Annotated in this window: 11 protein-coding genes; 8 read left to right on the top strand and 3 right to left on the bottom strand. The window is 64.7% G+C overall.

What is annotated here, in order from left to right; all coding sequences use genetic code 11:
• Nucleotides 1–307: 307 nt before the first annotated feature.
• Nucleotides 308–1,084, bottom strand: coding sequence for an enoyl-CoA hydratase (locus HV773_RS15810; RefSeq protein WP_129562902.1), 777 nt, complete (start codon nucleotides 1,082–1,084; stop codon nucleotides 308–310).
• Nucleotides 1,085–1,222: 138 nt separating this feature from the next.
• Between HV773_RS15810 and paaN the strand changes: the two genes are divergently transcribed.
• From paaN to paaK, 5 genes are all read left to right on the top strand, one after another.
• A complete protein-coding gene (gene paaN / locus HV773_RS15805; protein WP_129562903.1) occupies nucleotides 1,223–2,923 on the top strand; it encodes a phenylacetic acid degradation protein PaaN in 1,701 nt (566 codons plus the stop codon).
• Nucleotides 2,924–3,020: 97 nt separating this feature from the next.
• A complete protein-coding gene (gene pcaF, locus HV773_RS15800; RefSeq protein ID WP_129562904.1) occupies nucleotides 3,021–4,223 on the top strand; it encodes a 3-oxoadipyl-CoA thiolase in 1,203 nt (400 codons plus the stop codon).
• A gap of 180 nt (nucleotides 4,224–4,403) precedes the next feature.
• Nucleotides 4,404–5,195 carry a 2-(1,2-epoxy-1,2-dihydrophenyl)acetyl-CoA isomerase PaaG gene (paaG, locus tag HV773_RS15795; RefSeq protein WP_129562905.1) on the top strand — a complete coding sequence of 264 codons (792 nt, stop codon included), beginning with the start codon at nucleotides 4,404–4,406 and terminating at the stop codon, nucleotides 5,193–5,195.
• A gap of 13 nt (nucleotides 5,196–5,208) precedes the next feature.
• Nucleotides 5,209–5,670, top strand: coding sequence for a hydroxyphenylacetyl-CoA thioesterase PaaI (gene paaI, locus HV773_RS15790; RefSeq protein ID WP_162497815.1), 462 nt, complete (start codon nucleotides 5,209–5,211; stop codon nucleotides 5,668–5,670).
• 70 nt (nucleotides 5,671–5,740) lie between these two features.
• Entirely contained in the window at nucleotides 5,741–7,039 is a 1,299-nt protein-coding gene (paaK, locus tag HV773_RS15785) for a phenylacetate--CoA ligase PaaK (RefSeq protein WP_129562906.1), read from the top strand.
• Nucleotides 7,040–7,133: 94 nt separating this feature from the next.
• On the opposite strand, the gene mltA is transcribed toward paaK, so the two are convergent.
• Nucleotides 7,134–8,333 carry a murein transglycosylase A gene (mltA, locus tag HV773_RS15780; protein ID WP_129563402.1) on the bottom strand — a complete coding sequence of 400 codons (1,200 nt, stop codon included), beginning with the start codon at nucleotides 8,331–8,333 and terminating at the stop codon, nucleotides 7,134–7,136.
• Nucleotides 8,334–8,451: 118 nt separating this feature from the next.
• Here mltA and HV773_RS15775 point away from each other — a divergent pair, with 118 nt between their 5' ends.
• Nucleotides 8,452–8,589 carry a hypothetical protein gene (locus tag HV773_RS15775; RefSeq protein WP_174220032.1) on the top strand — a complete coding sequence of 46 codons (138 nt, stop codon included), beginning with the start codon at nucleotides 8,452–8,454 and terminating at the stop codon, nucleotides 8,587–8,589.
• 36 nt (nucleotides 8,590–8,625) lie between these two features.
• On the opposite strand, the gene apaG is transcribed toward HV773_RS15775, so the two are convergent.
• On the bottom strand, nucleotides 8,626–9,000 hold the full coding sequence (gene apaG, locus HV773_RS15770; protein WP_129562907.1) for a Co2+/Mg2+ efflux protein ApaG: 375 nt from the start codon (nucleotides 8,998–9,000) through the stop codon (nucleotides 8,626–8,628).
• Nucleotides 9,001–9,312: 312 nt separating this feature from the next.
• Between apaG and rpe the strand changes: the two genes are divergently transcribed.
• Nucleotides 9,313–10,014 carry a ribulose-phosphate 3-epimerase gene (gene rpe, locus HV773_RS15765; RefSeq protein ID WP_129562908.1) on the top strand — a complete coding sequence of 234 codons (702 nt, stop codon included), beginning with the start codon at nucleotides 9,313–9,315 and terminating at the stop codon, nucleotides 10,012–10,014.
• Nucleotides 10,011–10,718, top strand: coding sequence for a phosphoglycolate phosphatase (locus tag HV773_RS15760; RefSeq protein WP_129562909.1), 708 nt, complete (start codon nucleotides 10,011–10,013; stop codon nucleotides 10,716–10,718). The genes rpe and HV773_RS15760 overlap by 4 nt, the downstream gene beginning before the upstream one ends.
• Nucleotides 10,719–11,125 lie beyond the last annotated feature (407 nt).

Genomic DNA, 11,125 nt, shown 5'->3' with positions numbered 1-11,125 from the left:
GCAGTTTCGTTCAAACAACCACTCAACTACCGGCTTCTTTCTGCGTTGCTGCGTCAGCAGCAGAGAAACGAGATTATGCAGACTCTTTCGCGTTTCGTCAACATCTTTTTTTAACGTCACCGTTTAAAAACTGTCGACTTCCACACCCCCGCCGTTTCTCGCGGCAGGCTTCGCTGCCGGACTTCAGCTAGCGAAGGGGGCGAATCTTAGCGCGCCTACAGCCGCACCGCAAGAGGCGGGTAAAAATTCCTCCCGCCGCCAGCATCTGCCACCGGTTCGCAGCCGATGGCGCCCACAAAGTCGCGATTTACTTGTTCTTGAACACGGGCTTGCGCTTTTCCACGAAGGCCGCCATTCCTTCCTTCTGATCCTCGGTCGCAAAAAGCGAATGGAACATGCGGCGCTCGAAGTGCACTCCCTCCGCGAGCGTAGTTTCGTAGGCGCGATTCACCGCCTCCTTGGCCATCATGACGGCGGGTAGCGAGTATTCGCTGATCGTGGCGGCCGCGACAAGCGCTTCGTTCAGAAGATCTGCCGCAGGAATCACACGAGACACCAACCCCGCACGCTCCGCTTCCGCGGCATCCATCATGCGAGCGGTCAGGCACAAATCCATCGCCTTGGCCTTCGACACCGCGCGCGGCAACCGCTGCGTACCGCCCGCGCCGGGGATCACACCCAGCTTGATTTCCGGCTGCCCAAACTTCGCGGTGTCCGCCGCAAAGATGATGTCGCACATCATCGCCAGTTCACAGCCACCACCCAGCGCAAAGCCCGCGACAGCCGCAATGACCGGCTTGCGGACCGAGCGGATCGTCTCCCAGTTGCGCGTAATGTAATCGCCCTTGTAGACATCCATGAAGCTGTAGCTCGCCATCATGCCGATGTCGGCCCCCGCCGCGAACGCCTTCTCGCTGCCGGTAATGACGATCGCGCCAATCCCCTCATCGGTGTCGAACGCCTTGAGCGCCGTGCCCAGTTCGTCCATCAACGCATCGTTCAGTGCGTTGAGTGCCTTCGGACGGTTCAACGTGATCAGGCCGACCTTGCCACGCGTTTCGACCAGGATGTTTTCGTACCCCATACGCCCTCCTTCCATCAAAGAAAAGTCCCTAAAAAAATTTTTCACGCCGAAGTTTGACTAATGCTAACATTCGCCAACCAACCGGTCGGTCAATTAATTGGCACGGGCCTCCTCCAACCTCTCAATCAACGTTGCGCCATGACACATCCGTTGTTCGCCAAGCACGAAGCCGTGCTGCAAAAAGCGCTTGCCGCCATCGAAACGCGCGGCTACTGGAGCCCGTTCGCCGAAATGCCGAGCCCCAAAGTGTACGGGGAATCTGCTGCCGCAGACGGAGAAGCCGCATTCAAGGCTCACCTCAATCGCACCTTCGAACTCGACCAGCCGGGCTCCGGTGAAACCGTAGGCAGCGAGACGTCGCCATTCGGTTTCGCGCTTGGGGCTCGCTATCCGAAGTCGACGCCCGATCAGCTGATCGAAGCCGCTCAGAAGGCGCAGCGCGACTGGCGCGCCGCCGGCCCGCAGGCATGGGCAGGCGTGAGCCTCGAAATTCTCGAGCGCCTGAACCGCGCGAGCTTCGAAATCGCCTTCAGCGTGATGCATACGACTGGCCAAGCGTTCATGATGGCCTTCCAGGCAGGCGGCCCGCACGCTCAGGACCGCGCGCTCGAAGCCGTTACCTACGCATGGGACCAGTTGCGCCGCATTCCCGCCGACGCACACTGGGAAAAGCCGCAAGGCAAGAACCCGCCGCTCGCGATGCAAAAGCGCTTTACCGTCGTGCCGCGCGGCACCGGTCTCGTGCTCGGCTGCTGCACGTTCCCGACCTGGAACGGCTACCCCGGCCTGTTCGCCGATCTGGCGACGGGCAACACGGTGATCGTCAAGCCGCATCCGGGTGCGATCCTGCCGCTCGCAGTCACGGTGCGCATCGCGCGCGAAGTGCTACGCGAAGCCGGCTTCGATCCGAACGTGGTCACGCTGCTCGCGACCGAGCCCAACGACGGCGCGCTCGCTCAGCAGCTCGCACTGCGCCCTGAAATCAAGCTGATCGACTTCACCGGCAGCACGCAGAACGGCGACTGGCTTGAACAGCACGCGCACCAGGCGCAGGTCTACACCGAAAAGGCCGGCGTGAACCAGATCGTGATCGATTCCGTGGCCGACCTGAAGGCCGCCGCGCGCAACATCGCGTTCTCGCTCTCGCTCTATTCGGGCCAGATGTGCACGGCGCCGCAGAACATCTACGTGCCGCGCACCGGCATCCAGACCGCCGAAGGCCACGTGAGCTTCGAGACCGTCGCACAAGCGATTGCGGGCGCTGTCCAGAAGTTCGTGGCCGATCCTGCCCGCGCCGTGGAAGTGCTCGGCGCGATCCAGAACGAAAGTGTTACGGCGCGCATCGAAGCAGCGCGCAAACTGGGCACCGTGCTCGCCGACAGCCAGACGCTCGAGCACCCGCAATTCGCCGGTGCGCGCGTACGCACGCCGCTCGTGCTCTCGCTCGACGCCGCGCGCGACGCCGCCTCGTTCACGCGCGAATGGTTCGGCCCGATCTCGTTCGTGATTGCCACCGATTCGACCGCGCAATCGCTCGAACTGGCCGGCGCGACCGCACGCGACCACGGCGCGCTCACGCTCTCGGTATACAGCACCGATGACGCAGTGATCGAAGCCGCCCACGAAGCCGCGATCACCGGCGGCGTGGCGCTCTCGATCAACCTGACGGGCGGTGTGTTCGTGAATCAATCCGCGGCTTTCTCGGACTTCCACGGCACCGGCGCAAACCCGGCCGCGAACGCCGCACTGGCCGACGCCGCGTTCGTGGCGAACCGCTTCCGCGTGGTTCAGAGCCGCGTTCATGTTGAACCGAAAGCGGCTCCGGTTGCAGTCAGCTGAACGGCCTATGCGGTTTGGCCGAATAGCGCCTCACTCCCCGTCCTTCTAGCATGCAAGGCATGAGCGCACTTCCGCGCTCATGCCGCAGGAATCCGAGATGACCGAAGCCTATATCTGCGACGCGATTCGCACTCCGTTTGGCCGCTACGGCGGCGCCCTGAAAGACGTGCGCGCCGACGACCTCGCCGCCGTGCCCATTCGCGCGCTAGTCGAGCGCAACCCCGGCGTGGACTGGAGTGCAATCGACGACGTGCTTTACGGCTGCGCCAACCAGGCCGGCGAAGACAACCGCAACGTTGCCCGCATGGCGGCGCTGCTCGCGGGCCTGCCCACGGACGTGCCCGGCGGCACGCTCAACCGCCTCTGCGGTTCTGGCCTCGACGCGGTCGGCAGCGCCGCGCGCGCCATCAAGGCCGGGGAAGCGCGCCTGATGATTGCGGGCGGCGTGGAAAGCATGACGCGCGCACCGTTCGTGATGGGCAAGGCCGCATCGGCCTTCTCGCGAGATGCCGCCATTTACGACACGACCATCGGCTGGCGTTTCGTGAACAAGCTGATGAAGCAGCAATACGGCATCGATTCGATGCCCGAAACGGCGGAAAACGTCGCGATCGAGTTCGACATCAGCCGCGCCGATCAGGACGCGTTCGCACTGCGCAGCCAGCAGAACGCCGCACGCGCGCAGAAGGACGGCACGCTGGCGCAAGAAATCGTCGCGGTTGAGATCGCGCAGAAAAACGGCGATCCGGTGCGCGTGACGCTCGACGAACATCCGCGCGAAACGTCGCTCGAAGCGCTCGGCAAGCTCAAGGGCGTGGTGAAGCCCGACGGCACGGTCACGGCCGGCAACGCATCGGGCGTCAATGACGGCGCGTGCGCCCTGCTGCTCGCGAATGAGGAAGCCGCTAGTCAATATGGTCTGCGCCGCCGCGCGCGCGTGCTCGGCATGGCGACGGCCGGCGTCGCGCCGCGCATCATGGGCTTCGGCCCCGCGCCCGCCACGCAAAAGCTGCTCAAGCAATTGGGCATGACGCTCGACCAGTTCGACGTGATCGAACTCAACGAAGCATTCGCGTCGCAAGGCCTCGCGGTGCTGCGCGCACTCGGCGTCGCCGACAACGATCCGCGCGTGAACCCGAACGGCGGCGCGATCGCACTGGGCCATCCGCTCGGCGCTTCGGGCGCGCGACTCGTCACGACGGCGCTGCATCAACTGGAACGCACCCAGGGGCGCTACGCGCTTTGCACGATGTGCATCGGTGTCGGCCAGGGCATTGCGCTGGCGATCGAGCGCGTCTGAGCAACGCGCTGAAAGCCAGCACAGCCACCCGCCGGGCAACGCGCACGGCGGTCCGAGGAGAGAAGGAGCCAGCTTTGCGTGGGGCCGCACTAAACGCTAAAGCGCCAAGTGCCGCCGACAGCTTTGCATGGGATCGGAGTAAGTGCTGAAGCACTAACTCCGATCGACAGGAGACAACCGATGTCCTACGAAGCAATCCGCGTCGAAATCGACACATCCACGCGCGTGGCCACGATCACGCTAAACCGCCCAGACAAGCTCAACAGCTTCACCCGCGCCATGCACCGCGAACTTGCGGCGGCGCTCGACGAAGTCACCGCTGCCGGTGCGCGAGCGCTCGTGCTGACCGGCGCGGGCCGCGGCTTCTGCGCCGGCCAGGACCTCGCCGACCTCGATTTCACGCCAGGCGCAATGACCGACCTCGGCGCGCTCATCGAAGAACATTTCAACCCGCTGATCAAGCGCCTCCAGGCGCTGCCGATGCCCGTCATTGCCGCCGTCAACGGCACTGCGGCCGGCGCGGGCGCGAATCTCGCCTTCGCTTGTGACCTCGTGCTCGCCGCGCGCTCCGCCAGCTTCATTCAGGCATTCGTGAAGATCGGCCTCGTGCCCGACTCGGGCGGCACGTGGTTCCTGCCCAAACGCGTAGGCATGACGCGCGCGCTCGGCCTCGCCATGACAGGCGACAAGCTCAGCGCCGAGAAAGCCGAAAGCTGGGGCCTCGTCTGGCAAGTGACGGACGACACCGACCTCGCAACGACAGCCACGGCGCTTGCCACGCATCTCGCGAAACAACCCACGCGCGCCATCGTCGCCACGCGCGAAGCATTGCGCGCTTCGGCCACGAACACGCTCGACCAGCAACTCAATCTGGAGCGCGACCTGCAGCGCGAATTGGGCGCGTCGCATGACTATGCCGAGGGCGTGCAGGCCTTCATCGAAAAACGCGCGCCGCGCTTCGAGGGGCGTTGATATGAATGCATCGATGTCCACGCAAACCGCTGCGCTCGCCGAAATGACGCCCGACGAACTCGCCCGCGCCACGGCGCAAGCCATGTACGCGGCCGACGGCTGCAGCCGCGCGCTCGGCATGGAACTGCTCGAAGTGCGCGCGGGCTATGCACGCTTGCGCATGGCCGTGCGCCCCGAGTTCCTCAACGGCCACCAGATCTGCCACGGCGGCCTGATCTTCACGCTCGCGGACTCGACCTTCGCGTTCGCCTGCAATACCTACAACGTGAACACCGTCGCGGCGGGCTGCTCGATCGAATTCCTGCGCCCGGTCCAACCCGACGATGTGCTCACCGCCGAAGCCGTCGAGCAGGTGCTTTCCGGGCGCAACGGCATTTACGACATCCGCGTAACGAACCGCGCAGGCGAAACCGTCGCCATGTTCAGAGGCAAGTCCGCCCAGATTCGGGGCAATGTGATTCCCGCGGCCGAGTAACGCGGCGCGCCTGTATCTGCACAAACCGCACGACCCGCATTCCCTATTAGTGAAGTTTGAGGAGACATCGATGACTACCCCGCTGCCGCTCGAGCCCATTGAAACGGCCAGCCGCGACGAACTCGCGGCGCTTCAGCTCGAACGGCTGAAATGGTCGCTCAATCACGCGTACGAGCATTCGCCCGTGTACCGGCGCAAGTTCGACGAAGCCGGTGTGCATCCGTCCGAACTGAAATCGCTCGCCGACCTCGCGCGCTTCCCGTTCACGACCAAGAAGGACTTGCGCGACAGCTACCCGTTTGGGATGTTCGCGGTACCGCAGGACCAGATCTCGCGCATTCATGCGTCGTCTGGAACGACCGGCAAGCCGACCGTCGTGGCTTACACGGCGCGCGACATCGACACCTGGGCCAATCTGGTCGCGCGCTCGGTGCGCGCGGCAGGCGCGCGGCGCGGCGACAAGGTGCACATCAGCTATGGCTACGGACTCTTCACGGGTGGTCTCGGCGCGCACTACGGCGCGGAGCGCGCGGGCCTCACGGTAATTCCATTCGGCGGCGGCCAGACCGAAAAGCAGGTCCAACTGATTCAGGACTTCCGCCCCGACATCATCATGGTCACGCCGAGCTACATGCTCGCCATCGCCGACGAAATGGAGCGGCAGGGCATCGATCCGGCCACGTGCTCGCTGCGCATTGGCATTTTCGGCGCCGAGCCCTGGACCAACGACATGCGCGCGGCCATCGAGCAGCGCATGGGCATCACGGCCGTCGACATCTACGGCCTCTCCGAAGTGATGGGTCCCGGCGTGGCCTCCGAGTGCGCGGAGACCAAGGACGGCCCGACGATCTGGGAAGACCACTTCTACCCAGAAGTCATCGACCCCGATACCGGTGAAGTGCTGCCCGACGGCGAGTTTGGCGAACTGGTCTTCACCTCGCTCACGAAAGAAGCGCTGCCCATCATCCGCTATCGCACGCGCGACCTCACGCGCCTGTTGCCCGGCACGGCGCGCACCATGCGCCGCATGGAGAAGATCACGGGCCGCTCGGACGACATGCTCATCATCCGGGGCGTGAACGTGTTCCCCACGCAGATCGAGGAACTGCTGCTCAAGCAGCACGCGCTGGCGCCGCATTATCAGATTGTCCTGACCAAGGAAGGTCCGATGGACGTCATGACGCTCAACTGCGAGCCGTGCCCCGAAACCGCACCCGACTATGGCGCGCTCGACGCCGCGAGCAAGCAGCTTGCGTACGACATCAAATCGCTGATCGGCGTGACTGCGCAGGTGAATGTGCTGGAAGTGAACGGCATCGAGCGTTCCGTCGGCAAGGCCCGGCGCGTGATCGACAAGCGGCCGAAGTAAGCCGCCTAAATAGGCTGCCCCCAGCACGGAAACGAAAAAGCCGGCGTCTGCTCAGATCGCCGGCTTTTTCACGTGTGCGCTTCGTGCGGGATGCTTACGAGTTCGGGAACAGCAGCCACATGCGGCCGCCCTGCTTCATCTTGCCGGCCAGGTCGCCTGCATCGTCGCCAAGGCCCCAGAAGTAGTCGGCGCGCACGCCGCCCTTGATGGCCGAGCCGGTGTCCTGCGCGAACACGAGCCGGTTAAGCGGCGTGTTCGTGAGCGGGCGCGTGGTCTGCAGAAAGACCGGCGTGCCGAGCGGAATCGACGACGGATCGACCGCAATCGAGCGCTCCGGTGTGAGCGGCACGCCCAGCGCGCCAATCGGGCCATCCGCGCCGCCGTGCGGTGCGCCTTCGGTGGAGGGCATCTCGCGGAAGAACACGAAGCGCGGGTTGGTGTCGAGCAACGCGTCCACGCGCGGCGGGTTCGCGCGAGCCCAAGCCTTGATGCCCTGCATGGTGGCCTGCGCGGGCGTGAGCTCGCCGCGATCGAGCAGCCAGCGGCCGATCGACTTGTAGGGCTGATTGTTGGTGCCGCCAAAGCCCACGCGCATCACGCTGCCATCTTCCATTACGACGCGCCCCGACCCTTGCACCTGCAGGAAGAACGCTTCGATGGGATCGTCGACCCAGACCAGCTCGTTGCCGTTCAGAATGCCCGCGCGCTCCAGTTGCGCGCGCGCCGGCAGCGCGGAGCCCGCGCGATAGCCGGCGGGCCAGCGATACAGCGCCGTCTGATAGATGCCGTGGCGCGTGCGCGAGCCGTGCAGCAACGGCTCGTAGTAGCCGGTTACCAGGCCGTCGAGCGTGCCGTCGTTGTTGGCGAATTGATAGGGCGTGAAGTACGTCTCGAAGAATACTCGGGCACTGGCGGCGTCGAGATCGTCCAGTTGCGAGGCCGCCGCGCAGGCGCGCTGCCAACGCGGCTCACGCGCGAGGCGCGTGCAGTTCTGCCGCAGCGCAGCCGTAGCACCGATCAGCGAATCGTCCTGCCAGCCCGGCACCTGCTGCCAGGCCACGGCAGTGAGACGTGCAGCCGCGATCTGCCCGGGCAGCATGGGCGTGCCCTTGGGCGCCGTGGTGCTCACGTAGCTCGGGCCGCCGCACGCCGCAAGCAGCGCCGCGAGAGAAAGCGCGCCCAGCCAGCCGCAAAGCCGGCCACCGGATCGGCCCCCGAGCGGCGCCGCCCCGTCTTTCACACGAATCGCGAAAAAACGGCGCGCCCGCTCGCGCGCCGTCGTTAATCCCACCATCACGCCAGAACGACGCGCCGATTCTGGCGCACAATCTGACGCGAACGCGGGCGCCCTGCCAAGACCCCATTCGACTCTCGACTCCCGCCTACAATCATTGCTTTCGATGGATGCCACCATGTCAGATCTGCTCGACGAATACCCGATGCTCATATTTGGGCTGGAGGCGCTGCTGGCGCTATTCCTGTTGATTTTCATCGTAATGTGGACCGCATCGGGCAGAAAGAAGCGCGCCCCGCGCGATTCGCAGGACTAGCCGATACGGATAACGGGTAACGGTTCAAAGAGGGGTTCAATGCAGCGTGCGCGGCATGTGCAGAATGAACTCGGACACGGGCGCTTCGAAGCGCTCGCCGTCCTCCGCCACGCAGAAGTAATCCCCGCGCATGGTGCCCACCGGCGTTGCGATCACGGCCCAGCTCGTGTATTCGAAGTGCTCACCCGGCTTCAGCAGCGGCTGATGTCCGACGACGCCAAGCCCCTTCACTTCCTGCACCAGATTTTCGCTGTCGGTGATGACCCAGTGCCGCGCAATCAGCTGTGCGCTCACCTGTCCGGTATTGCGAATGGTCAGCGTGTACGCGAAGGCATATTGCCGACGCTCCGGGTCCGATTCTTCGGGCAGGTAGCGCACCTGCGAGGTCACGCTGAATTCGTACTGGCTCATCCTTGTTCCAATTGCCGGGCCGCGTGGGCCGGTATTACGGTCGTCGGCCGCGCGCTGCGCGCATTGCCATTATCGTGAAAGCACCCTCGGCGCCTCCGGGCGCGGGTCCCGCCAGGCGGGCCCCATGGAAGTGCATTCTGCTTGATGCGGGCAGCACCCGCAACCCGCTGCGCCCCGCATGGACCACGGCCCGCGCCGCCAAGCCCGCCCTGGCCGGACGGTCAACCGTACGGAAACTCTGCGTGCGTCGACCAACGGCGCTTGTGCCTGACGGTAAAATACGGTTTTCCCGTCAGTTTTCCGATTGCCGCCATGACGCAATTCCGCATCGCCCCCAGCATCCTCTCCGCCGACTTCGCGCGTCTTGGCGAGGAAGTCCGTAACGTCGTCGAAGCCGGCGCCGACTGGATCCACTTCGACGTAATGGACAACCATTACGTGCCGAACCTCACCATCGGCCCGCTCGTGTGCGAGGCAATCCGCCCGCACGTGGACGTGCCCATCGACGTGCACCTGATGGTGCGCCCGGTCGACCGCATCGTGCCCGACTTCGCCAAGGCCGGCGCGAACCTGATCAGCTTCCATCCGGAAGGCTCGGACCACATCGACCGCACGCTCTCGCTGATCCGCGACCACGGCTGCAAGGCGGGCCTCGTGTTCAACCCGGCCACGCCGCTGAACTACCTCGACCATGTGATGGACAAGCTCGACCTCATCCTCATCATGTCGGTGAACCCGGGCTTCGGCGGCCAGTCGTTCATTCCCGAGGCGCTCAACAAGCTGCGCGAGGCGCGCGCGAAGATCGACGCCTACACCGCGCGCACGGGCCGCGAGATTCATCTCGAAGTCGATGGCGGCGTGAAGGTCGATAACATCGCCGAAATCGCGGCAGCGGGCGCGGACGCTTTCGTGGCCGGCTCGGCGATCTTCGGCAAGCCCGACTACAAGGCCGTGATCGACCAGATGCGCGCGCAGCTTGCGAGCGGCGACGCCAGCGCCGGCAACGTGCAATGAGCGCGGCCGTCCAGTTCAAGGCGCCGCGCATCGAAGCGGCGCTGATCGACCTCGACGGCACCATGGTCGACACCGCCGACGACTTCGCGGCGGGCCTGAACGGCATGCTCGCGCAACTCGACGCCGAGGAAACCACGCGCGAGGAAGTGATGGGCTACGTGGGCAAAGGCTCGGAGCATCTGATCCGCAGCGTGCTCGCGCCGCGCTTTCATGCGGACCACGTCGAAGCGCGCTTCGACGAGGCGCTCGCGCTCTATCAGGACGAGTACGCGAAGATCAACGGCCGCCACACACGCCTGTATCCGGACGTGGAAGCCGGTCTATCAGCGCTGCGCGACGCGGGCGTCAAGCTCGCGTGCGTGACCAACAAGCCATACCGCTTCGCCGTGGAGCTGCTGGAGCAATACGGCCTGGCGCAGTACTTCGAGGCCGTGCTGGGCGGCGACAGCCTGCCGAAGAAAAAGCCCGATCCGCTGCCCATGCTCACTGCGTGCGAGCGTCTGGGCGTGGCGCCCCAAGCGGCGGTCGCCATCGGCGATTCGGAGAACGATGCGCTCGCGGGCCGCGCGGCGGGCATGGCCACCCTCACGGTGCCGTACGGCTACAATCACGGCCAGCCTGTACAAAAAATTGAGTCGGATGGTATAGTTGCCTCGCTGCTCGAGGCCGCCAAGGCCATCGCAGCACACAATCTTCTGACCTGAGTCCCGTACTTACAGTCACCTTACCCTCATGTTTCTGAATAAAAAACGGAGTCTGAGCAGCATCGACCGGGGAGCCTGGCCCTGGCGTCGCTGGTCGCGCTAACCTCTCCCGAGGTTCGCTGAAGTTTCGCTGCAATCGCGCGCTTCTTCAGCTTCGTTTTTTACTTCGCTGCGCATTCGCGCGTGTCTCGACTCTAAACTGTTGCGCTAACCCGTCGGCTGGTACGGCCGTGGTGTTTCGCTGTCCTTGCGTGTGGTTTCGTCGTCCGTAAGTTGTTCTCGACGCGGCCCACCTGCCAGGGCACGCTAATGCCTACGTCTCGCACCCTTCGTCGCGATGCCGCAACCTGCCTGGCAAGCGCTTAAGCGACGCCCGGCAGCATGAGCAACCAACGAGCCACCAACAA

It is taken from the genome of Paraburkholderia caffeinitolerans (assembly GCF_902859945.1).
In the GTDB taxonomy this organism is placed as follows: Bacteria; Pseudomonadota; Gammaproteobacteria; order Burkholderiales; family Burkholderiaceae; genus Paraburkholderia; species Paraburkholderia caffeinitolerans.
The sequence above is the reverse complement of the archived record's forward strand: the minus strand, read 5'-3'. Positions and strand labels throughout refer to the sequence as shown.

Coding starts and splice junctions, on each gene's coding strand:
- HV773_RS15760 (WP_129562909.1), top strand. CDS start 10,011: ATGAGCGCGGCCGTCCAGTTCAAGGCGCCGCGCATCGAAGCGGCGCTG.
- paaN (WP_129562903.1), top strand. CDS start 1,223: ATGACACATCCGTTGTTCGCCAAGCACGAAGCCGTGCTGCAAAAAGCG.
- HV773_RS15810 (WP_129562902.1), bottom strand. CDS start 1,084: ATGGGGTACGAAAACATCCTGGTCGAAACGCGTGGCAAGGTCGGCCTG.
- paaG (WP_129562905.1), top strand. CDS start 4,404: ATGTCCTACGAAGCAATCCGCGTCGAAATCGACACATCCACGCGCGTG.
- paaI (WP_162497815.1), top strand. CDS start 5,209: ATGTCCACGCAAACCGCTGCGCTCGCCGAAATGACGCCCGACGAACTC.
- mltA (WP_129563402.1), bottom strand. CDS start 8,333: ATGGTGGGATTAACGACGGCGCGCGAGCGGGCGCGCCGTTTTTTCGCG.
- pcaF (WP_129562904.1), top strand. CDS start 3,021: ATGACCGAAGCCTATATCTGCGACGCGATTCGCACTCCGTTTGGCCGC.
- rpe (WP_129562908.1), top strand. CDS start 9,313: ATGACGCAATTCCGCATCGCCCCCAGCATCCTCTCCGCCGACTTCGCG.
- apaG (WP_129562907.1), bottom strand. CDS start 9,000: ATGAGCCAGTACGAATTCAGCGTGACCTCGCAGGTGCGCTACCTGCCC.
- paaK (WP_129562906.1), top strand. CDS start 5,741: ATGACTACCCCGCTGCCGCTCGAGCCCATTGAAACGGCCAGCCGCGAC.
- HV773_RS15775 (WP_174220032.1), top strand. CDS start 8,452: ATGTCAGATCTGCTCGACGAATACCCGATGCTCATATTTGGGCTGGAG.